This is a genomic window from Gordonia sp. UCD-TK1 (assembly GCF_001691435.1).
Classification (GTDB): Bacteria; Actinomycetota; Actinomycetes; order Mycobacteriales; family Mycobacteriaceae; genus Gordonia; species Gordonia hongkongensis.
Window position 1 is genome coordinate 59,456 of record NZ_LZMP01000010.1, and the last position, 20,196, is coordinate 79,651.

Consider the following 20,196-nt stretch of genomic DNA (forward strand, 5'->3'; position numbering starts at 1 on the left):
CCGAGTCAGCCCGCACTGTGCAGCGCGAACGGATCGGTCGGCGCCTCGAAGACGCTCACCGGCGTGCCCAATTCGGCCTCGAGCAGCGCCTCGACCTGCGCACACCACGGGAACTCGGTCGCCCAGTGTCCGGCGTCGACCAGCGCCGGCCCGCCGTCGCGCAGACTCTCGTCGACCGGATGATGACGGAGATCACCGGTCAGGTAGACGTCGACGCCGAGACCGCGGACACGTCCGAGCAAGGAGTCGCCGGCCCCGCCGCACACCGCGACGGTCCGCACCAGCGCGTCCGGGTCTCCCGCGGCGCGGACACCCGCCGGGGTGCGCAACACCCGGGCGGCCTCGGCGACGAAGTCGCGCAACGTCATCGACTCGGTGAGCGACCCGACGCGGCCCAGCCCGACATCGCTGCCCAGGTCGGCCAGTTCGAACACGTCGAAGGCCGGCTCCTCGTACGGATGCGCGTCGCGCAAGGCGCGCAGGACGCCGGCCCGCAGTCCGCGCGAGGCGACCATCTCGACCCGCGCCTCGTCGACGTGGGTGCGCATCCCGATCTCGCCGATGGTCGGCGAGGCGTCCTCGCCGGCCTCGAACTGCCCGGTTCCGACGACCGTCCACGAGCAGTCCCGGTAGTCGCCGATCGCCCCCGCACCCGCGGCGAACATCGCCTCGCTGACCTGCTCGACGTTGCCCTCCGGCACCATCACGACCCACTTGTCCATCGCCGCAACCGGTTTCGGGTCGATGGGAACGGTGCCGCGCAACCCCAGCCGGTCGGCCAGCGCGTCGGAGACGCCGGGGCGCGCACTGTCGGCGTTGGTGTGTGCGCACAGCAGCGCGATCCCGTTGCGGATGAGCCGATGGACGATCCGGCCCTTGGGGGTGTCGGCGGCCACAGTGGTGACACCGCGCAGGAGGAGCGGGTGATGGGCGACGACGATCCCTGCGCCGGCCGCGACCGCGGCGTCGACCACCGCATCGGTGACGTCCACGCACACCAGCACGCCGCGCGCCGGGTCGGCCCGGTCGCCACACACCAGACCGACCGCATCCCACGATTCGGCGAGGGCGGGCGGATAAGCCCGCTCCACGACGTCGACCACGTCGCCCACCGTCACAGTCGCGTCAGACGCGTTCGCCGGTTCCACTGTCGATCTCCTCTCGTACCAACTCGATCGCCCGCGTGAGCGCGCGGACCTGCGGAAGTGCCCGGACGGCAAGACGAAGATGCGAGTCGCCGAGGCCGACGAAATTGGCGCAGCTGCGCACCGCGAATCCGTGGCGGATCATCCGCTGCTTCACCTCGGTGGCGTGGGCCATCTCGACGAGCAGGAAGGGCGCCGCGGGCTCGGCCGCCACTCGGAGCCCGATCCGCGTCAGCTCGGCGACCATCTCGCTGCGCTCGTCGGCGACCCGCCGCGCGACCGCGGCGCAGTATCGCTGCCCCTGTTGCTCGACACAGGCGGTCAGCGCGGCCAGCGCGGGGGTCGACACGGCCCACGGTCGTCGGCCGGCGCGGAGTCGGTCGAGCAGGTCGACCGGCCCGAGCAGATAACCCGCGCGGAGTCCAGCGAGACCGAAAGTCTTTGTCACACTGCGGATCACGAGAAGGTCGGGCCAGTCGACCGAGGCGAGGGACTGGGGTTCGAGTGACCCGTCGGCGCCCAGGGTGAGGTCGGCGAAGGCCTCGTCGACGACGAGGATCCGTCCCGGCCTGCGCAATGCGGCGATGGCCTCGACCGGGTGCAGCACCGACGTCGGGTTCGTGGGATTGCCCAGGATGACGAGATCGGCGTCGTCCGGCACGGCGGTCCCGCTGTCTCCCGGACCGGGCAGCTCCCAGGGTGCGGCCAGCGCGACCTGCGTGATCGGGATGCCCGCGGCGCGGAGCACGACCTCCGGCTCGGTGAACGACGGTTGGATCAGGGCCGCGTGACGAACCCCCAGCCGCGGGAGCATCTCGAACCCGTCGGCGGCTCCGGAGAGCAGCAGCACTTCCTCGGGGCGACGGCCGTGTGCCGCGGCGATCGCGTCGACGGCTCGTCGCTCCTGCGCTCCGGTCGGATATCGCGCAAGATCGTCGAGTCCCGACCGGATGGCGTCGAGGACGAACGCCGGAGGTGTACCGCGGACGTTCACGGCGAAGTCGACGAGCCCCGGCGCGGCGTCCTGGTCGCCGTGACGTTCCGGGTCGGTCAGATCGGCGCGCGGCGGCGGTGTCCCGGCCGGACCGGTCCCGACGTCGAGCGCGTCGTACCCAACTGTCATGTGTTCAGACCTTACGTGCACGATGGAGACGTGACGACGACGCCGGATCCCCGCCATCCCGAAACCGTCCTACTCGTCGACCTCGACGGCACGGTCACCGACAGTTTCGCAGGTATCGAGAACAGCTTTCGGCATGCTCTCGCCGTGGTCGGGGCGCCCGAGCCCGACCCGCGCATCGTGGCCGGCATCGCCGGGCCGCCGATGATCGACACGCTGAATGCCCTGGGCCTCTCCCCCGAGACGGCCGACAAGGCGATGCGCGCGTACCGAGAGCGATACACCGAGGTCGGCTGGCTGGAGAACTCGGTGTTCGACGGGATGGCCGAGCTGCTCGCCGATCTGGCCGCCGGCGGCCGGACCCTGGCGATCGCGACGTCGAAGAACCAGACAACCGCGCGTCGGATCCTCGAGCACTTCGGTCTGGCCGGACACTTCCGCTACATCGCCGGGGCCAGCGACGACGGCACCCGCCGCGAGAAAGCCGACGTGATCGCCGCTGCCCTCGCCGAACTCGGACTGCCCACCGACCCGCAGACCGGGCACGTCACCACTCCGGTCGTGATGATCGGCGACCGCAGCCATGACGTGCTGGGCGCGGCCGAATTCGGCATCTCAGCGATTCTCGTGCGGTGGGGTTACGCTCTGGGCGGGGAGGACCAGGGTGCGACCTGGGTGGTCGGGTCCGTGGCCGAACTCCGCGACGTCCTGGGTGCGTGACCTCGTACCCGACGACCGGCTGAGGCGCACATCGACTTGTTGAGGTAGCAGTGTCTGACGAACTTCACATCTGCTTCGTGTGTACGGGCAACATCTGCCGGTCACCGATGGCGCAGAACATCTTCCGAACGGCACTCGACGACGCCGGACTCGGCGGCAAGGTGCGTGTGTCCAGTTGCGGGACGAGCGGCTATCACATCGGTGAGCCGGCCGACAATCGCGCGCGAACCGAATTGGTCGCGCACGGCTACTCCGACGCACATGTCGCCGCGTTGATCGGACCTGAACATTTCGAGGCCGACCTTCTGCTCGCGATGGACGAGGGCCACGTGCGCGAACTCGAACGCAAACGTCTCGGCGACCGCACACGACTGCTGCGCTCGTTCGATCCGTCCGCGCCCGCCGACGACCTCGATCTCGCCGACCCGTACTACGGCACCCCCGACGACTTCGTGGTGACACGCGAACAGATCGAGGGTTCGATGCCGGGCCTGATCGACTGGGTGCGGGCCGAACTCGGGGTGTCCTGACTCCGGTCCGCGTCTCCTCAGGCCGCCGGCGCGATGAGATTGTGCACGAAGCGGATCTTGGTCAGAACCGTCTCGGGCAGCACGAACGGGTAGAGGTCGGGATGGCCCATCGACCGGTTGATCTGATTGAGCGCCCAGGTCAGCGGTAGCCACTCGTCGATGACCCGGTCGAATCCCACGTCCCCGGGCGGCACCCCGTCGAAGGTCGTGCCCGCGGGCGCCATGGCGAACGCCGCTGCGGTGTCGAGCGTGTCGCGGATGTGCAGGTAGTGCGCGAACGTCTCCGCGAAATCCTCCGCCGGGTGCATCGTCGCGTATGAGGACACGAAGTCCTGCCGCCAGCCCTCGGGAGCGCCCTCGCTGTAGTGGCGGTCGAGAGCCGCCTGATAGTCGTCGTCGGGGTTTCCGAACAGCTCCTCGAAGCCCGCTCGTCGCTCGTCGGTGATGAGGACGAGTTGGTAGTAGTGGCCGATCTCATGCCGGAAGTGCCCGAGGACGGTCCGGTACGGTTCGGCGAGTTCGACGCGCATCTGTTCGCGGTGGACGTCGTCCCCCTCGGCGAGGTCGAGGGTGATGACGCCGTTCGCATGACCGGTGATGACCGACTGCTTCGCACTGGAGAGCAGGTCGAAGGCCAGCCCGGACTCCGGGTTCTCCTCCCGGGTCTCGATGGGGAGCCCGAGTTCGTCGAGTTCCAGGATGAGGCGACGCTTGGCGGTCTCGGTCTGGCCGAAGATGACCAGCGCCTCGGGATCGTCGTCGCCGGGACGGGTACGGGTGAGGCGGCACGACTCACACATGGTCGGCTTGCCGCTCCACTTCACCAGCCAATTGCATTGCGCGACCTTGGTATTGGCACAGCGTTCGAGCAGCACGCCGTCCACCTCCACGCGCGCCTGGTCGTCGAGGACGTGGATGGTCCTGGTCTTCAGCCAGAAGCCGAGCGGGCTCCGGCAGTTCAGACACAGACTGTTCTCGAAGGAGAGACGCTGACCGCACTTCAAGCAGAGGAAGTCTCGCATTTCGATCAGGCTACCCCCGCTCGGTAGCCTGGGCGGTGTGCACGTACTGCGAACGATCCTCCGGCCCGGGTGGATTGCCCTCGGTCTCGTGGTCGCGGCGTTCGCGGTGGCCTGCTTCACCCTGCTCGCGCCCTGGCAGCTGGGCAAGAACTCCGACACCGAACGCCGCAACGACCTGATCCGCACTGCCACGTCGATCGAGACGGCACCGTTGGCGGAGGTGGCGCCGTCGTCGACCTTCGTGCCGTCCTCGGAGTGGCGTTCGGTCGCGGTGACCGGGCGGTACCTGACGGACCGGCAGGCTCTCGTCCGGCTCCGCAACGTCGATCAGCGCCCCGCGGTGGAGGTGCTCACCCCGTTCGCGGTCAGCGGGTCCGACCGGGTCATCCTCGTCAACCGCGGTTTCGTCCGCCCGGTCGAGGGAGCGGTCCCCGACATCCCGGCCCCGCCCGTCGGCGAGCAAACCGTCGACGGCCGCATCCGGGCCGCCGAGAGCGTGAGCACCGACCGCGGCACACGCGTCGAGAACGGCGCACTGACCGTCGCGACCATCAACCCGGGGCTGGTGTCCGCGGCGACGTCCACCCCGATGGACGACTTCTACCTGCAGCTCTCCCCCGACCAGCCGGGCTCGCTCGGCGAGATCCCGCTGCCCCAGCTCGACACCGGCCCCTACCTGTCGTACGGCCTGCAGTGGCTCGCCTTCGGCGTGATGGCCCCCCTCGGCGTCGGCTACTTCCTCTACTCCGAGATCCGCGCCCGTCGCCGGGCTGCCGCTGCCGCGACCGAGACTTCGGCGACCGCGGCCGCCGGCACCGCCGTCGACCAGCCGTCCGACCCGGTCGCCGCCACCACGACCGTCGAGTCCCGCTCCCAGCGCCGGCAGCACCGTCGAGAGGAATTGCGGGCCGCCGCCGGGACGACGGTGACCCAGCAGGTCGGCGACATCGGCCATGGCCCGCGCGCCGGTGACGAATCCGGCGACGTCCGCGACAAGCTCACCCGGCGATACGGCGGCTGAGCCGCCTCGCCGCGGCTCCGACGCCCGGTCGTACCACGGCGACGACCGCGCAGGTGAGCACCGTCGCGCGTTGCACGCGCCGCGACAAGGCGACCGCAGCCCGGAGATCGGCCGGCCCCGGCGCCGGTCCGGAACCGAGCGTCGGACGCATCTCGACGCCGTACGGGTAGACGGTCCGACCGCCCAGCTGCACCCCCAGCGCCCCGGCGAACCCGGCTTCGACGACCCCCGCGTTCGGACTCGGGTGGGCACTGCTGTCCCGGCGCCACGCCGCGATCGTCCGCCGCGGGGCGCCGCCGATCACCACCAGCAGCGAACCCGCCAGCCGCGCGGGCAGCAGGTTCACGAGATCGTCGAGGCGCGCGGCCGCCCAGCCGAAGTTCCGGTAGCGCTCACTCCGATAGCCGACCATCGCATCGAGCGTGTTGACCGCCCGATACCCCAGCACTCCGGGGACACCCGCCAATGCACCCCACACCAGCGGACCGACGGTCGCATCGGAGGTGTTCTCGGCGATCGACTCGAGAGCTGCACGGCAGAGCCCCGCCTCGTCGAGTGACTCCGGGTCCCGGCCGCACAGGCTGGGAATGAGCGCTCGCGCACCCTCGAGGTCCTCGGCCTCCAACGCTTGCGCGACCGCATCGCCGACCCGACACAGCGACGTGCCGCCCAGCGCCACCCACGTCGACGCCGCGGTCACCGCGACGCCGACAACGCCTGCAGATCGCCGACCGGGCAACGCCGCGAGCGCCACCGTCGAACCGACCATCACCCCGACCAGCCCGACGCCCGCCGCCCGCGAGTCCCGGTACATACGCCGCTCGACCGCACCCGTCAGCCGTCCGAATCCGGCCACCGGGTGACCGCGCGACGGATCACCGAACAGCTCGTCGAGCACGAACCCGGCCACCAACCCCGCCGCGGTGACGTCACCACGACGGCGATCGGGGTGCGGACTACGGAAACGCGACGGTCTGGGCACCGCGCGATGGTATCCACCCGGGCTCGTGTGCCTCCGGCCCGCTCGCTTCGCTCCCGGCGCCGGCACCCATTCGGCCCGCTCGCTTCGCTCCCGGCGCCGGCACCCGTACGGCCCGCTCGCTTCGCTCCCGGCGCCGGGCCCGTGCCACACTTGGCCCCCGTGGCCCGGACAACCGCACACCCGACACCCGGTCGGTACGACATCGACACCGGCGTCGCCGAGTTGAGCCCCGACACCATCGCGGGCGGGTGGCTGCTGACCATCAACGGGGCGCACAGCTCGCACATCCACCCCGACGACCCGACCGCGCTCGACTTCGAGTACCTGCGGCAGATGGCGGCCGTCATCGACGAACGGCACCCGACGACCGATCGACTCCGGGTCCTGCATCTCGGTGGGGCGGCCTGCGCATTGGCGCGCCACCTCGACCACCGCTACCCGGACGCCCGCCAGGTGGCCGTCGAGATCGACGCCGAACTCGCACGCCTCGTACGGGAGTGGTTCGACCTCCCGCGGGCGCCGAAACTCCGGATCCGGGTCGGCGATGCGCGGCAGGTCGTCGAGTCGCTGCAACCGGGCACCCGCGAGGTCGTCGTACGGGACGCGTTCGCCGGCGATCGCACCCCACGGCACCTCACGACGCGCGAATTCACCGAACGCGTCCGCGACGTCCTCGTCCCCGGCGGCCTGTATCTCGCCAACTGCGGCGACAGCCGGGACCTCGCCGGCGCCCGCGCCGAAGCCGCGACCGTCGGATCGGTGTTCGACCATCTCGCGCTCATCGCCGACGCCGCGATGTTCAAAGGTCGACGCACCGGCAACATCGTGATCGCGGGCAGCGACACCCCGCTCGATCCGTCGGCCTCCCTCGTCCGCACCCTGCTCAGCGATCCGCTACCGGCGCAAATCCTCTTCGGTGACCGGGCCCGCGAGTTCGCCCGCGGCGAGGCCCTGACCGACGAGCCGTGAAGCACCGGGGTGGTCGCGCGGCCGCCCGCCGGACGCGGTGTCGTGACCCGGCTGCCGGCACACGCTGCACACCCGTTGTCGCCAATGGATAGGGTTGGGTTCGATCCCGACGCCGAGGAACCGAGGATGACGTGAGTGATCCATCGTCGCGTGCGGGTACGACGCTGGGTCCGTACCGCATCGACAGACGCCTGGGTCGTGGCGGGATGGGTGAGGTCTACGAGGCCTACGACACCGTCCGGGAACGCCGTGTCGCCCTGAAACTCCTGCCCCCACACCTGGTGCACGACAAGGACTTCCGCGAGCGCTTCGAGCGGGAGTCGAAGACCGCGGCGAAGCTCTCCGACCCGCACGTCATCCCGATCCACGACTGGGGCGAGAAGGACGGCGTCCTCTTCATCGACATGCGGCTCGTCGACGGGCAGGACCTGCGCAAGCTGCTCGCCGCCGGTCCGCTGCCCGCCGCCCGGGCGGTTGCGATCCTCGGCCAGGTGGCGTCGGCTCTCGACGCCGCGCACCGCAACGGCCTCGTCCACCGAGACATCAAGCCGGACAACATCCTCGTCGACGCCGACGACTTCGCCTACCTCGTCGACTTCGGCATCGCGCAGGGCGTGAGCGACAGCCGCCTCACCCAGATCGGGACCGCGCTCGGGACACTCGCCTACATGGCGCCGGAGCGGTTCGGCGACGACCCCGCCGGGCCGAGTTCGGACAACTACGCGTTGGCCTGCGTGTTGTACGAATGTGTCACCGGTCAGACCCCGTATCCGGTGAAGACAGATCAGGGTCTGATGGCCGCGCACATCACCAAGGAACCGCCGACGATGGGCGGTCCGCTCGACCCGGTCATCGCGCGCGGACTCGCCAAGGATCCGGCGCAGCGCTATCCGACGGCGCGCGAACTGATCCGGGCCGCGGCGTCGGCGCTGACCGAACCGCCCGCGTCGTCGGCACCGCCGACGGTGACACCGCGCATCGTGACACCACCCCCGATGGCCCCGCCCACCTACGCGCCCGGAGGGCCCGGCTCGGACGCATCTCGCAAGCCAGGGAGTCCGGTCCCCTCGGATCGCACGATCATCTCGCCCGGCACTCCCGCGCCCGGACAGCCCGGCGGCATCCCCGGTTTCGGGCCACCGCCGGGACAGTCCGGCCCGCAACGACATTCGGGGCCCCAGTCCTATTCGGGACCCCAGTCCTATTCGGGCGCGCCGTCCTACCCGGGTCCCCAGCGCTCGGGTCCCCAGTCCTATTCGGGCCCCCAGCACTCCGGCCCGCAACAGTTCTCCGGCCCGCAACAGTTCGCGGGCCCGGGCCAGTGGGGTACCCCGACCGCCCCGCCGCGGAAATCGAACACCGGACGGAATGTGGCCATCGCGGTGGGAGCCGGGCTGGTCGTGATCGCGCTGGCGGTCACCGGCATCATCGTGGTCCTGGCCGGTTCGGGCGATGAGGACCCGGCCCCGCCGAGCACGTCGACCAGTGCGATCCCGGCGGGCACCGTCGCGTGCGACTACCCGACCCGGACGGCGGTCGGCGGCATCACCCAGCCCGCTCCCGCCCCGAGCCAGCCGAACACCGGAACGGTCGACGCGCAGATCCCCATTGCCGGCCAGGGCACGATCGACCTGACGCTCGACCGTGCCGAGGCGCCCTGCAACGTGGGGGCGATGGTGTCGTTGATCGAGTCCGGTTTCTACGACAACAGCAAGTGTCACCGCGCGTCGCGGCAGTACCTCATCTGCGGCTCGTCCGGCGGCCGGGAGGGCACCAACCCGGGCTGGACCAGCCCGGACGAGCTGCCCGAGAATTTGCCGTCGGCCGGCACCGACGACGACGGCGTACCGCAGGTCACCTACCCACGCGGCACCGTCGGCATCCTCGATCTGCCCGATGACGAGGGTGCCACCGGATCCACGACGTTCTTCCTGCTCGCCGACGACACCGACCTCCCCTTGACCTACTCGACCGTCGGCACCATCGACCCGTCCGGACTCGCCGTCCTCGACAAGGTCCTGGCCGGCGGCTACACCCCTAATGCCCCGGGTGCGGCGTCGGGCCCGCCGAAGCAGAACCTGCTGATCCAGAAGGCGACCGTCGGCGGGTGACCCGCGGAGTCCGTGTGGATCCGGTTGCGGTTTGTCCCGGCAACCGGGACAAACCGCAACCAGAATTCTGGGCCATCACCGATCGACGCGCGCACAGGCACGGATCGCGGTGCTCTCCGTGAGCTCGAACGCCGCGTTGGGTGGAGTTGCCGCCGCTTGGTGGCTGGGCCTCCACCCGAAAGAACCTCGAAAATACCTGGTGTTCACCGGTTCTCACGGAGCGCATACGCGCTCGTCGGCGACCGCGGTGGTCCGGCACCGCCGCTTGACCGACGCCGACGTCACCACGCACGCCGACCTATAGGCCGCACACTCGCGCCACCCCGGGCGGCATGGTTCTCCGGCCATCACTCAGTACTTGCGACTCCTCGGCGACGGCACGCGATAGGAGGCGGAGCGAATCGTGGCCACGTTGTTTCGCGAGTCGGGCATAGTGGGCTGGACACCGAACGTGAGCGCCGAGGGATACGTCATCGACATGGCCTTCACCCGGGAGAAGCTGGCTGTCGAAATCGACGGATTCGCCTACCACCGCGATGTCACGACGTTTCAGCCAGACCGGACAAAGCGCAATGCGCTCATCGCCGCGGGCTGGACCGTCCTGAACTTCACCTGGGCCGACATCGTCGAACGCGGCGATCAGGTGGTGACCACGGTGAGAAATGCGTTGAGCCGTTCGGCCGCCTGAGCCGCAAAGGGCCACCCGACTAGATCACGTAGTTCATCCGGCTCAGGATCGCTTGTCCGAGAGCCTGATCGCCGTGCAACTCCACCGCGGACGGATCGGCATCCCGTCGGCCACCGGCGTACCGCGCGAGATTCGTCGCATCCAGCCGGATACGCACGTCGGCGGCGTCGTCGCCGCCGTCGAACTCGTCGACGACACCTGCCCGGTCCCCGACGGCGATTCGTACGGTTCGCGGAGACACCCCGGTGATGTCGAAGAGGACGGTGCTGCCCTTCGGTGCATCGGCTCGCTTCCCGACGACGAAGGGCAACGACGCGCCGATCTCGTCGAGTGCGAACGACGCCGGGCCCGGCTCTGCCACGGCGGAACGATCGGTGCCGTCACGCAGGTCGATCTCGTGCACCCAACAGTCGAAGATCCGAATCCGCATGAATCGCCCGTACGTGTCCGGCCCGCCGGGCGTCATCGCCTCGGCATCGAAGTCGTTCTGCGACATGGATTTCAGCGCCTCGGTCCGGACGCCGATGATCTCGTCGAGGGCGGCAACCACCTCGGCACGCGGCTTCGGGCGGTAATGGTCGACCCACTTCTCGTTGAGTTCGCCGATCGGGTTACGGACGTGGTGGAGGGCGCTGACCGTACGGGTGGCCTCGACGTCGCGGCCGTCGAGCATGCTTTCGGTCCCGACGATGTGGGCGACGATGTCGGCATTGGTCCAGCCGGGCAGAACCGACGGCGCCGACCACGCATCGTCGTCGAGCGCGCGGGCCAGTTCGCCGATCACGCCCCACTGCGCGATCAGAGCCTCGGTCACCTCGTCGATCGGCAGGATCGTCGTCGCCATCGTTTCTCCTCGGGTCTGGATCGGCGATCAGGGTCGCCGGCGGGTCACTCGGTTCAACCGTATCGGGGACCGATCTGCGGATCCCGGGACCCGCCGAACGGAGGACAATGCGTGGTGTCGGCCCCGGCGAACGACCCGGGCACCCTACGCTTGTCCGCGTGTCTGCATCCGTGCGCGCCGGCGACCGGCTCGGTCCGTACCTCATCGACGGGTTGATCGGCCGGGGCGGAATGGGCGAGGTGTACCGCGCGACCGACACCCGCAAGGACCGGGTCGTCGCCCTGAAGCTGCTCAGCCCTCAGGTCGCCGACGACCCGGCTTTCCGTGACCGGTTCCACCGTGAGTCGCGCGTTGCCGCCCGCCTCAACGATCCACACGTCATCCCGATCCACGACTGGGGAGAGATCGAGGGGCGCCTGTTCATCGACATGCGCCTGGTCGACGGCCGCGACCTACGCACCCTGCTCCTGCAGGACGGACCCCTGCCGGCTGAACGCGCGCTGCGGATCGTCGGTCAGATCGGTGACGCCCTCGATGCTGCGCATCGATCCGGCCTAGTCCACCGCGACGTCAAACCCGACAACATTCTCGTCGACGATCGCGACTTCGCGTACCTCGTGGATTTCGGTCTCGCACAGGCGGACACCGACACACGGTTCACGAGCACCGGCACCGCAGTCGGTTCCTTCGGCTACATGGCGCCGGAGCGGTTCGGCGACGATGCCGTGGGGCCGCCCGCCGACATCTACGCGCTGGCGTGCGTGCTGTTCGAATGTCTCGCCGGAGTGCACCCGTTCGCCTCGGCGACCACCATCGAGCGGTTGATCGCCGCCCACCTCACCGCCCCGCCGCCGCGCCTCGGTGCCGCGATCGATCACGTCATCGCCCGCGGGATGGCGAAAGATCCGTCGCAGCGCCAGCTCTCGGCGGCGGCGCTGGTCGCCGACGCCGGCGGTGCCCTGCGGTCGGAGCCTCTCGGTGGCGCGCCGACGATCGTCCCGGCCGGAACCCCCACCGTCGTGCCCGCCACCCCGTCGGCATCGACACCCGCCGCTCCAGCCGGGCCGTGGGACGCCACCCGGGCCGCGGTCTGGACCACACCGCCCCGCCGCCGGTCACCTCTCGTTCCCATCGTCGTGGCGACGTCCGTCGTGCTGCTGATCTGCGCCGGCGTCGTCGCCTGGGCGATCGTCACGACCGAGCGGGACAACCCGGCGACCACAGCCGCCGACGCATCCGCAGTGTCCACGACCACCGAGGCGGCGCCCCAGCCGACGACGCCGACGCCGGCCGAACCGACGCCCCTTCCCGGACCGACTTTGCAACCGGGCCCCGCGTCGCAGCCGGGTCCGGCACCCCGGCCGTCGGCGAGTCCTCAACCCGCGATCGTCCCCGGCGATCTCGGTCTCACCGTGCCGATGACCCGGCCGGCGTGCGACGGCACGGGGATCGTCGTGGTCGCCAACGCGACCGCACCCGGGAACTACCCCGGCGAGGTGCAGTCCTATTTGAACCAGTACCCGGGTGCGAGCTACTTGCGCACAGATCAGTCGTGTCCGTCGCTGAAGCAGGTGAGCGATGACGGCACTCCGATCTATGCGGTCTACTACGTCGCGGGCCGCACTCTCGAGGACATCTGCACGATGCGCAATCAGATCGGCGGCCTTGCATACGGCCGCTGGCTCGACTACACCACCGACCCGGAATCGCAGATCACCTGCTGACCGCGCCCCTACAGGGACGACGCGACGAACAAGGACCGGACCTGTCCGCATCGTCGGGCAGGATGGGCACATGTTGGAAACCTCCGCGCGGTTGCTCGCGTTGCTGTCGCTACTGCAGACACGACGCGAGTGGTCGGGCCCCGAACTCGCCGAGCGCCTCGACATCACCACCCGCACCGTGCGGCGCGACATCGACAAACTGCGCGAGCTGGGCTACCCGGTGGACGCCAACGTCGGCTCGCGCGGTGGCTATCGGCTGGGCGCCGGCGCGGAGATGCCGCCGCTGCTGCTCGACGACCAGGAGGTCCTCGCGGTCGCTCTGGGGCTCGACGCGGTGACGACCGGTGCGGTCGCCGACATGGCGGAGGCCTCGGCGGGCGCGCTCGCGAAGCTGCGTCAGGTCATGCCGTCGAGGCTGCGCCACCGACTCGACGCCCTGCGGATCGAGGCCGTGCCCCGTACCGCGCCGGCGAGCGCGGTGTCCGCCGACCGGCTCACCGAGATCGCGACCGCATGCCATCGGAACGAGCGGCTGCGGTTCGACTATCGGCGCAACGACGGGGAGGAGAGCCGACGCGAGATCGAACCCTATCGACTCGTCCGCAACGGGAACCGTTGGTATCTGGTCGGTTTCGACATCCAACGCGGCGCCTGGCGGTCGTTCCGGGTCGACCGGATGGAACCGAAGGTGCCGACCGGACCGCGTTTCACCCCGCGCGAACCACCCGAGGGCGGCGCGGCGGCGTTCGTACTGCGCGGTCTCGGGTCCGTCTACCGACGCGTCACGGCGCGGGTGCGTATCCACGCCTCGCTCGACGCGGTGTCGGCGATGGTCCACGAATCGTGGGGTGCACTCGAGTCCGGCGACGAGCACAGTTGCGAGATCACGCTGTACAGCACGTCGCTCGCGGAGATCGCTCGCTGGCTGTACGCCTTCGGCGCGGATTTCACCGTGATCGAACCGGTTGAACTCCGGGCCGAGTTGGTGGCCGCCGCGGAGTACCACGACCGGGTCGCCGAACGGTACCGACGGGCAGTCGTCGCGCAACCGTGACCGTCACCGACGCCGTTACCCGACCGTGACATCGGCACCGTGTCTGTCACATGGACGCTCCCGAGCCGACCGACTCCGCCGATTTTCTCTACCGTCGGTGTCATGCGACTTCTCATCACTGGCGCCACGGGGTACGTCGGTTCCCGCTTGGTGTGCGCACTGCTCAAGCAGGGACACGACGTGGTCGTCACGTCACGGGACACCCGGAAGCTGGCCAAGTTCGGTTGGTCGGACCAAGTCAGCATGGTGACCATGGACGCCGACGACCCGGCGTCGGTCAGGAGCGCGATGTCGGACGCCGGGCAGATCGACGCGATCTACTACCTCGTCCACGCCATCGGCCAGGCCGACTTCGCGAACGGCGACCGCGACGCCGCACGCAACGTCGCCGAAGCCGCGCGTGACGCCGGAGTGGGACGGATCATCTATCTCGGCGGTTTCGTGCCGTCGGACGACAAACTGTCCACCCATCTGCAGAGCCGCGCCGACGTCGCCGACGGACTGGTGGTCGACGGCGGGCCCGAACTGGTGTGGCTGCGCGCCGCAGTGGTCATCGGCGCGGGTTCGACGTCGTTCGAGATCATTCGCTACATGGCCGACCGACTGCCGGTGATCCCCGAACCCGAATGGATCACCAACGAGATGGATCCCATCTCCATCCGCGACGCGGTCCACTACCTGGCCGCGGCGTGCGACTCGTCGGTCCTACCCGCCGGGAACTACGACATCTCCGGCCCCGACAGCGCACGCTACATCTCGATCCTGCACGAGTACGTGTCGGCGATCCGGATGCCGAGGTTGCGGTTGCCGGTCTTCGGGATCTCGACCCGGCTCGCGGGCCGGGTCGGCGGCATGCTCGTGCCGGTCCCGGCGTCGCTCACCGAGGAGCTCGTCACCTCGCTCGACCATCCGATGACGGCGTCCGAGCACCGCATCCGCGATCTCGTCCCGCCGCCGGCGGGCGGACTGACACCGATGCGCGAGGCCGTCCACGCATCCGTGCGGTCGCCGTATCCCCGCTCGGTGTGCGACCTCGACGACCTCCACCACCTCGCCGACACCGACCCGGCCTGGGCCGGCGGCGACTGGTTGCGGGTCAAGCGCAGCGTCGTCGAGACGATCGGCACGTCCCTCGGGGTGGCGACGAAGGTCGTCGGAGTCCTCCGACCGGGTCGCGCCGATGTAGCGTCGTGACCGGTGACCATTGATCGACCGATTTCCTGACCGATCGAACTAGGTGGTGATGTGCTGGTGACCTCACTGGCGCGCGACCTGTACGACTCCGTCGCCGCGGACCGCGACCCCGATCCCGGCGCCCACTACATCCGACGACGCTGGCTGGTCGGCGTCTTCCTCGTCATCGGTGCGGTGGTTCTCGGCATCTCCCTACGGGTGGAGCCGGGTGACGCCGCGTTCTACCCGTTGACCATCGGTCTGGCGGCGGTGTGGATCGTCGGTGCGTTCGTCTCCGGACCGCTGCGGCTCGGCGCCTTCAGCCCCACCCCCTCCCGCCCGCCCGACCGGATCGGAGCGATCGGACTCGGCGTCGTCGTCGGCCTGGCCGTGGGCGGCGCGTTCGTGGTCGGCGGCCTGGTGGCACGGATGATCCCCGGCGTCAGCGACCTCGCCAACCAGGTGCTGGCCTTCGCCGACTTTGGCAGCCTCGCCGTGGTCACCGCGATCACGATGCTCAACGGCCTCGCCGAGGAGCTGTTCTTCCGCGGCTCGGTCTACTCGGCGGCCCGCCCGCACAATCCGATCCTCGTATCGACCGTGATCTACGTGCTGGTCACCATGGCCAGCGGCAACGTGATGCTCGGCTTCGCCGGCGCGGTCCTCGGCACCGTCTGCGCCATCCTGCGGCGCAGCACCGCCGGCGTCCTCGCACCCGCGATCACCCACGTGATCTGGGGCGCGGTCATGGTCCTGGCCCTCCCGTCCGTCTTCGCCTGACCCTCCGCTCCCCGATCCGCGAGAAGCGACCGCCATTGCTCCCTGAGGTGCGAGGAGCGAAAGCGACGAGCCTCGAAGGGCTGGCGACCCGACCACCCAGACCCGGTTTGAGCGACCGGCATCGGAGCGACTAAATTCGTGTGCGCAGCGCCACGTTCGTCAGCGCGGCACGCGCGTATAGCTCAGCGGTAGAGCTCTGGTCTTACACACCAGCGGTCAGGGGTTCGAATCCCTTTGCGCGCACTCCCCCGATTTCGTAGCTCAGACCCGCGCCCAGCGCCGCTACTAGCCGTGAAACCGCTACCGGCTCAACCACTCCCGCGTGTACACATCCTGCCACCGCACGGAAATGTTATGCCGGGCGGCAGCGCTGCTCTCGGACCCAAGGGTGTCGAGCAGCACGTCGTCGACGATGTCGCGCACCTCGTCGGAGAGCGCGGGCAGGTCGTCGGCGTAACGGGCGATCAGGCCGACGCGCACACCGTCGACGGTGTCACCGGCGCCGTCGACCGACACGAAGACCGTCAGGCGGCCGAGTTTGCGGCGGGTACGCACGGCGATGAGTTGTTTGACGACGCGATCGCTCGTGTTGACGCGCAGTTCGTCGGTCGCCAGGGTCCGAGCCGGCCGCCGAATCCGTTGCAGGCTGCCCGAGATCGAGGTGATCAGCCGATCGACGTCACCGATGGGTTCGTCGGCGGCGATCTGCTGTGTCGCCTCGACGAGCCAGGCGTCGGCGACATCGGTGGCCTCGAAGTCGCGTCCGTGCTTGTCAGGCACCGACCTCGCCTCCCTCCGCGTCGTCGACGGTCTCCGTCGGTGTGATTCTCGGTTTACCAGGGTTCCACGGCGCCAAACGGGTCAACAGGAACTTCCGGCTCCGTTGGAGATGACCGCGCACCGACCCCGTGGTGATGCGCAACACCTGTCCGATTTCCTCGAGCGTAAGCCCCTCGACTTCCTTCAGCCACCACGCGGCGCGCGAATTGGCGGGGAGATTGTCCAGTTCGGCGCGCAGGGCATCCATGAGCAGACTCCGTTCGGCCATGTCGGAGGGCAGCGGTCCGGCGGCCTCGAGTTCGGCGAACCGCTCGTCGTCGAACGGGACGTCGCGTCGGCGGCGGTGGTAGTCCACCGCCTTGCGGTGCGCGATGGCGAACATCCAGGTGCGGAAGCTGCTCCGGAAAGCGAAGTCGGGCAGCCCCTTCCACGCGTCGAGCAAAGTCTCCTGCGTGAGGTCCTCGGCGGTCTGCTGACCGTCGACCATCCGCAGCATGTATCGCAGCAGACCCGGGGTCACGCGCCGGACGAGCACGTCGAACGCCTCGGTGTCGCCGACGGCGGCCGCGCCGGCGAGTTCGTCGTCACCGAGCCCCGAAAGGTCCAGCGCAGACAGGTCGAGCGGCTCCCTGTGAGCTGAATCACCGATATTCATGCGTGCAACTCCCCCCGTCCGTCCCGACTGACCTTACAGACGGATCGTGAACAGCCTTTGCGATCGCGCATCATCCGAACGCGGTCCGTCTACGAAGAAGACACGACGACCGAAGGAGTTCGACATGTCCGCAAGCGCCACCACCACCAAGGACGCCACCAAGGACGACGCCACCACCGTCGACGCGACGCGCACCGACGGCGCCGCGGGCCGTGCCCTCGCCCGCCGTGATCCGTCGGGCGACCGGGGACGCACCTCCATCGCCGACATCGTGGTCGCCAAGGTCGCCGGGATCGCCGCGCGCGAGATCGACGGTGTCCACGACCTGGGCGGCACCACCGAGCGCGTGGTCGGCCGGGTCCGCGACGTCCTGCCGGGCACGACGGTGAGCACCACCCAGGGCATCGAGGTCGAGGTCGGCGAGCGTCAGGCCGCCGTGGACGTCTCGATCGTGGCCGAGTACGGCGTCGCGATTCATCAACTCGCAGCGGCCATTCGACGGAATGTGGTCTCGGCGATCGAGCAGATGACGGGTCTCGAGGTCACTGAGGTCAACATCACCGTGCACGACATCGCGTTCGGCGACGACGAGCAGGAGTCGAACACCACCCCGCGGGTCCAGTGATGACGTCGGACCTCCCGGCGGCGCGGACCGACGACGGGGGCCCACTGGCGGAACGCCTCGCCACCGCCGTCCTCGCCGTACCGGGCGTCCGTGACCTGCACAGCGGCCTGTTCGGGGAGATCGCCACGTACCTCCCCGGGCGTCGGGTCCCGGGCGTGTCCCTCGCCGACGACCACGGCGAGGTCCACATCGTCGTCGACGCCGCGTACGACCTCCACGGCACTGCCGCGCGGGTACGCGATGTCACCGAGGAGCTCGCCGCGAGACCCGTCACGGTGACCGTGGCAGACATCAGCGTCAGCTCGAAGCCGACTCCGAAAGAAGGTGAAGCGCAATGAACAACGCGATCGTGGGCCTGTTCGCCGGCCTGCTCCTCGCTCTGGCCGCCGTCGCCGGCGGGCTGGCCGGTTTCCTGCTGGCCATCGTGCTCGGCGCCGCGGGACTCGTGTTGGGACTCAACCGGGACGGCACCATCGATCTGGGCGCACTCCTGCGGAGCCGGGGTCGTGGCTGAGCACGAATCCGGCGGGCCCGCCCGGGATGCTCACCCGACCGCGGGTGACTCGCCGCCCGGCACGCTCACCGTCGCCGATCGCGTGATCGAGAAGATCGCGGCCCGAGCGGCTCTCGACATCCCGGGGGTCGTCCGCCATCGCGGTGGCGTCGGGTCGGTACTGGGAGTCGGTGAGCGGAACTTTCCCGACGCGGCCGTTCATGCGGGCGGCGCCAGGATCACCCTGTCCCTCGCCCTCGAATGGCCGTGCGCGGTCGCCGAGGTGTCCCGCACCACACGCGATCACGTCGCCGCCGAGGTCGAGCGACTCGCCGGGATCGTTCCGCTTCGCGTCGACGTGACGGTGTCCAAGTTCGAGCCACGACAGGCGATCCGGCGCCTGCAGAAGGGTTACGTGGACCTGCCGCCGGTCTCCGACGAGCCCGAATACGACGACGTTCGCGACAACGATTCGCTCCCCGACGACCCGGACTCGGCCTCGGACTCGGACAACACCGACGCATTCACTCCGACCATCAGCATCGACACGGGGGTACGACGATGACGCAGACCGCACCCGAATCGGGTACCGCTCCTGCCGCGACCCTACGGAACACCGACGCCCAGAACGTCTTCCCACCCGCAGCCCTCCCGGGCGCCGCGATCGCCGGCGCAGCGTTGGGGCTCATCCTCCTCGCGCTCGGCGCGGCAGCCGTACGCGACATCGCCGTTGACGCGAGCTGGCTGGATGGTCGTCCGTGGTCGGTCACCGCCGCCGAGTGGGTCGCAGAACTGCAGTGGCAGAACTGGATGTGGCCCGCCGCGATCGGGTTGATCTTCGTAGGCCTCGTCCTGCTGTGGATCGCGATCAAGCCCCGTCGCCGGACCCACCTCGAACTCGCCGCTGGCGAGGGGATGTGGACCCGCCCCGGAGACGTCGCCCGACGCTGCAGCGCCGCCGTGTCCGACCTGCCCGGCGTACTCGACGCCGACACCGTGGTGACGCGACGGAAGGTCACATGCACCGTCGGGGTGCGGAGACAGGTCGCCGACCGCGCCCTCATCGACAGCACGGTCGCCGCCGTGGCGGCCGATCTCGCCTCATCTCCGCGGGTTGTGGTGCGCGTGCGCGATCGAGGACCGAGGAGCGTCCGATGAATCGTCTCCCCGCAACCGCACATCGGCTGTCGGTCGGACTCGTGGCACTGCTGCTCATCCCGGTCGGCGCCGCGGCCGTGGCCTCGCGGGTCGACGCCCAGCCGGTGGCCGGGTGGGTCGACCGTCTCGACGAGCGTGCCGCACTCGACGCCGCCCAGGCGTCCTGGTGGGTCTGGGTATTGGCCGGCGTCACCGTGATCGCGATCGGCTGGGGCCTGTTGTTGCTGGCCACCAACGTACGGCCCCGCGCAGTGGACGACGCCCTGCTCGACGGTTCCGATCAAACCGGAGCGCTCACCGTCGCACCGAAACTGATCGCGAACGCGGCAGCGACGGAACTGGCCGGGAACCCGCTGTTCCAGAAGGTGACCGCGAAGGCGATCGACGACCGGTCGCGCAGCATCATCCGACTCGAGGTGTCGGCGACGCCGAATCGGAGCTTCGACGAGGTCACCGCGCCCGTCGCGGAGACCGTCGCCGCCATCCGTACCGCGCTCGGAGAGTCCGGAGTCCACGTCCAGGCTCTGATCCACCTCGACCGGTGACCTCGACCGGTGGCTCGACACAGACCGACAGACCGCCTCGTCCGGGGCAGTCGTCCG

General features: G+C 69.7%; 22 protein-coding genes, 1 tRNA gene and 1 pseudogene. 17 read left to right on the forward strand and 7 right to left on the reverse strand.

Annotated elements, in window-relative coordinates; translation table 11 throughout:
- Window positions 1-5: 5 nt before the first annotated feature.
- Both A9310_RS07665 and cobC read right to left on the reverse strand, forming a co-directional pair.
- Entirely contained in the window at window positions 6-1,148 is a 1,143-nt protein-coding gene (locus A9310_RS07665) for a Nif3-like dinuclear metal center hexameric protein (RefSeq protein WP_058253126.1), read from the reverse strand.
- Entirely contained in the window at window positions 1,126-2,268 is a 1,143-nt protein-coding gene (gene cobC / locus A9310_RS07670) for an Rv2231c family pyridoxal phosphate-dependent protein CobC (RefSeq protein ID WP_065630071.1), read from the reverse strand. The genes A9310_RS07665 and cobC overlap by 23 nt, the downstream gene beginning before the upstream one ends.
- 30 nt (window positions 2,269-2,298) lie before the next feature.
- On the opposite strand from cobC, the gene A9310_RS07675 reads away from it, so the two are divergent.
- Together A9310_RS07675 and A9310_RS07680 are read left to right on the forward strand one after the other, a co-directional pair.
- Window positions 2,299-2,985 carry an HAD hydrolase-like protein gene (locus A9310_RS07675; protein WP_065630101.1) on the forward strand — a complete coding sequence of 229 codons (687 nt, stop codon included), beginning with the start codon at window positions 2,299-2,301 and terminating at the stop codon, window positions 2,983-2,985.
- Between the two features lie 50 nt (window positions 2,986-3,035).
- Window positions 3,036-3,515 carry a low molecular weight protein-tyrosine-phosphatase gene (locus tag A9310_RS07680; protein ID WP_058253128.1) on the forward strand — a complete coding sequence of 160 codons (480 nt, stop codon included), beginning with the start codon at window positions 3,036-3,038 and terminating at the stop codon, window positions 3,513-3,515.
- A 17-nt stretch (window positions 3,516-3,532) separates the two neighbouring features.
- Here the strand turns inward: A9310_RS07680 and A9310_RS07685 are convergent, their stop codons facing one another.
- Window positions 3,533-4,537, reverse strand: a complete 1,005-nt coding sequence (locus A9310_RS07685; protein WP_058253129.1) for a putative zinc-binding metallopeptidase — start codon at window positions 4,535-4,537, stop codon at window positions 3,533-3,535.
- Between the two features lie 37 nt (window positions 4,538-4,574).
- Here A9310_RS07685 and A9310_RS07690 point away from each other — a divergent pair, with 37 nt between their 5' ends.
- A complete protein-coding gene (locus A9310_RS07690; RefSeq protein ID WP_175401096.1) occupies window positions 4,575-5,558 on the forward strand; it encodes an SURF1 family protein in 984 nt (327 codons plus the stop codon).
- On the opposite strand, the gene A9310_RS07695 is transcribed toward A9310_RS07690, so the two are convergent.
- Window positions 5,536-6,540 carry a cobalamin biosynthesis protein gene (locus A9310_RS07695; protein ID WP_058253130.1) on the reverse strand — a complete coding sequence of 335 codons (1,005 nt, stop codon included), beginning with the start codon at window positions 6,538-6,540 and terminating at the stop codon, window positions 5,536-5,538. The genes A9310_RS07690 and A9310_RS07695 overlap by 23 nt on opposite strands.
- A gap of 159 nt (window positions 6,541-6,699) precedes the next feature.
- Here A9310_RS07695 and A9310_RS07700 point away from each other — a divergent pair, with 159 nt between their 5' ends.
- The 3 genes and pseudogenes from A9310_RS07700 to A9310_RS07710 all read left to right on the forward strand — a co-directional run.
- Window positions 6,700-7,509: a spermidine synthase gene (locus tag A9310_RS07700; protein WP_065630072.1), complete on the forward strand. Its 810-nt coding sequence runs from the start codon at window positions 6,700-6,702 to the stop codon at window positions 7,507-7,509.
- A 131-nt stretch (window positions 7,510-7,640) separates the two neighbouring features.
- Window positions 7,641-9,620 (forward strand): protein kinase, encoded by a 1,980-nt coding sequence (locus A9310_RS07705; protein ID WP_065630073.1) that lies wholly within the window; start codon window positions 7,641-7,643, stop codon window positions 9,618-9,620.
- Between the two features lie 64 nt (window positions 9,621-9,684).
- Window positions 9,685-10,308: pseudogene (locus A9310_RS07710) on the forward strand (endonuclease domain-containing protein); the annotation flags it as partial.
- Between the two features lie 19 nt (window positions 10,309-10,327).
- Here A9310_RS07710 and A9310_RS07715 read toward each other — a convergent pair.
- Window positions 10,328-11,152, reverse strand: coding sequence for a maleylpyruvate isomerase family mycothiol-dependent enzyme (locus A9310_RS07715; RefSeq protein WP_065630074.1), 825 nt, complete (start codon window positions 11,150-11,152; stop codon window positions 10,328-10,330).
- Between the two features lie 158 nt (window positions 11,153-11,310).
- Between A9310_RS07715 and A9310_RS07720 the strand changes: the two genes are divergently transcribed.
- The 5 genes from A9310_RS07720 to A9310_RS07740 all read left to right on the forward strand — a co-directional run bounded on the left by A9310_RS07720 (window position 11,311) and on the right by A9310_RS07740 (window position 16,126).
- Window positions 11,311-12,876 (forward strand): serine/threonine-protein kinase, encoded by a 1,566-nt coding sequence (locus tag A9310_RS07720; RefSeq protein ID WP_058253134.1) that lies wholly within the window; start codon window positions 11,311-11,313, stop codon window positions 12,874-12,876.
- A 70-nt stretch (window positions 12,877-12,946) separates the two neighbouring features.
- Window positions 12,947-13,930, forward strand: coding sequence for a YafY family protein (locus tag A9310_RS07725; RefSeq protein ID WP_065630075.1), 984 nt, complete (start codon window positions 12,947-12,949; stop codon window positions 13,928-13,930).
- Window positions 13,931-14,032: 102 nt separating this feature from the next.
- On the forward strand, window positions 14,033-15,124 hold the full coding sequence (locus A9310_RS07730; protein ID WP_065630076.1) for an NAD(P)H-binding protein: 1,092 nt from the start codon (window positions 14,033-14,035) through the stop codon (window positions 15,122-15,124).
- Window positions 15,125-15,175: 51 nt separating this feature from the next.
- Entirely contained in the window at window positions 15,176-15,883 is a 708-nt protein-coding gene (locus tag A9310_RS07735; protein WP_058253137.1) for a CPBP family intramembrane glutamic endopeptidase, read from the forward strand.
- A gap of 171 nt (window positions 15,884-16,054) precedes the next feature.
- Window positions 16,055-16,126, forward strand: a tRNA-Val gene (locus A9310_RS07740).
- 57 nt (window positions 16,127-16,183) lie between these two features.
- Here A9310_RS07740 and A9310_RS07745 read toward each other — a convergent pair.
- Complete coding sequence (locus A9310_RS07745) at window positions 16,184-16,663, reverse strand: hypothetical protein (protein ID WP_065630077.1); 480 nt, start codon at window positions 16,661-16,663, stop codon at window positions 16,184-16,186.
- Window positions 16,656-17,318: an RNA polymerase sigma factor gene (locus A9310_RS07750; RefSeq protein ID WP_065630078.1), complete on the reverse strand. Its 663-nt coding sequence runs from the start codon at window positions 17,316-17,318 to the stop codon at window positions 16,656-16,658. Before A9310_RS07750 ends, A9310_RS07745 begins: the two co-directional genes overlap by 8 nt.
- Window positions 17,319-17,442: 124 nt before the next feature.
- Between A9310_RS07750 and A9310_RS07755 the strand changes: the two genes are divergently transcribed.
- Genes A9310_RS07755 through A9310_RS07780 form a run of 6 tightly spaced genes read left to right on the forward strand, consistent with a single transcriptional unit; the run spans window position 17,443 to window position 20,139 of the window.
- Window positions 17,443-17,943 (forward strand): Asp23/Gls24 family envelope stress response protein, encoded by a 501-nt coding sequence (locus tag A9310_RS07755; RefSeq protein WP_058252039.1) that lies wholly within the window; start codon window positions 17,443-17,445, stop codon window positions 17,941-17,943.
- Window positions 17,943-18,281, forward strand: coding sequence for a hypothetical protein (locus A9310_RS07760; protein ID WP_065630079.1), 339 nt, complete (start codon window positions 17,943-17,945; stop codon window positions 18,279-18,281). Before A9310_RS07755 ends, A9310_RS07760 begins: the two co-directional genes overlap by 1 nt.
- Window positions 18,278-18,457 (forward strand): DUF2273 domain-containing protein, encoded by a 180-nt coding sequence (locus A9310_RS07765; protein ID WP_065630080.1) that lies wholly within the window; start codon window positions 18,278-18,280, stop codon window positions 18,455-18,457. The genes A9310_RS07760 and A9310_RS07765 overlap by 4 nt, the downstream gene beginning before the upstream one ends.
- Window positions 18,450-19,001, forward strand: coding sequence for an Asp23/Gls24 family envelope stress response protein (locus tag A9310_RS07770; RefSeq protein ID WP_065630081.1), 552 nt, complete (start codon window positions 18,450-18,452; stop codon window positions 18,999-19,001). The genes A9310_RS07765 and A9310_RS07770 overlap by 8 nt, the downstream gene beginning before the upstream one ends.
- Window positions 18,998-19,594 (forward strand): DUF6286 domain-containing protein, encoded by a 597-nt coding sequence (locus tag A9310_RS07775; protein WP_065630082.1) that lies wholly within the window; start codon window positions 18,998-19,000, stop codon window positions 19,592-19,594. Before A9310_RS07770 ends, A9310_RS07775 begins: the two co-directional genes overlap by 4 nt.
- Window positions 19,591-20,139: a hypothetical protein gene (locus A9310_RS07780; RefSeq protein WP_065630083.1), complete on the forward strand. Its 549-nt coding sequence runs from the start codon at window positions 19,591-19,593 to the stop codon at window positions 20,137-20,139. The genes A9310_RS07775 and A9310_RS07780 overlap by 4 nt, the downstream gene beginning before the upstream one ends.
- Window positions 20,140-20,196 lie beyond the last annotated feature (57 nt).

Excerpts from the sequence above, each read along its gene's own strand:
- A9310_RS07780 (WP_065630083.1), top strand. The coding sequence starts at position 19,591 with ATGAATCGTCTCCCCGCAACCGCACATCGGCTGTCGGTCGGACTCGTG.
- A9310_RS07765 (WP_065630080.1), top strand. The coding sequence starts at position 18,278 with ATGAACAACGCGATCGTGGGCCTGTTCGCCGGCCTGCTCCTCGCTCTG.
- A9310_RS07725 (WP_065630075.1), top strand. The coding sequence starts at position 12,947 with ATGTTGGAAACCTCCGCGCGGTTGCTCGCGTTGCTGTCGCTACTGCAG.
- A9310_RS07760 (WP_065630079.1), top strand. The coding sequence starts at position 17,943 with ATGACGTCGGACCTCCCGGCGGCGCGGACCGACGACGGGGGCCCACTG.
- cobC (WP_065630071.1), bottom strand. The coding sequence starts at position 2,268 with ATGACAGTTGGGTACGACGCGCTCGACGTCGGGACCGGTCCGGCCGGG.
- A9310_RS07730 (WP_065630076.1), top strand. The coding sequence starts at position 14,033 with ATGCGACTTCTCATCACTGGCGCCACGGGGTACGTCGGTTCCCGCTTG.
- A9310_RS07755 (WP_058252039.1), top strand. The coding sequence starts at position 17,443 with ATGTCCGCAAGCGCCACCACCACCAAGGACGCCACCAAGGACGACGCC.
- A9310_RS07685 (WP_058253129.1), bottom strand. The coding sequence starts at position 4,537 with ATGCGAGACTTCCTCTGCTTGAAGTGCGGTCAGCGTCTCTCCTTCGAG.
- A9310_RS07715 (WP_065630074.1), bottom strand. The coding sequence starts at position 11,152 with ATGGCGACGACGATCCTGCCGATCGACGAGGTGACCGAGGCTCTGATC.
- A9310_RS07775 (WP_065630082.1), top strand. The coding sequence starts at position 18,998 with ATGACGCAGACCGCACCCGAATCGGGTACCGCTCCTGCCGCGACCCTA.
- A9310_RS07750 (WP_065630078.1), bottom strand. The coding sequence starts at position 17,318 with ATGAATATCGGTGATTCAGCTCACAGGGAGCCGCTCGACCTGTCTGCG.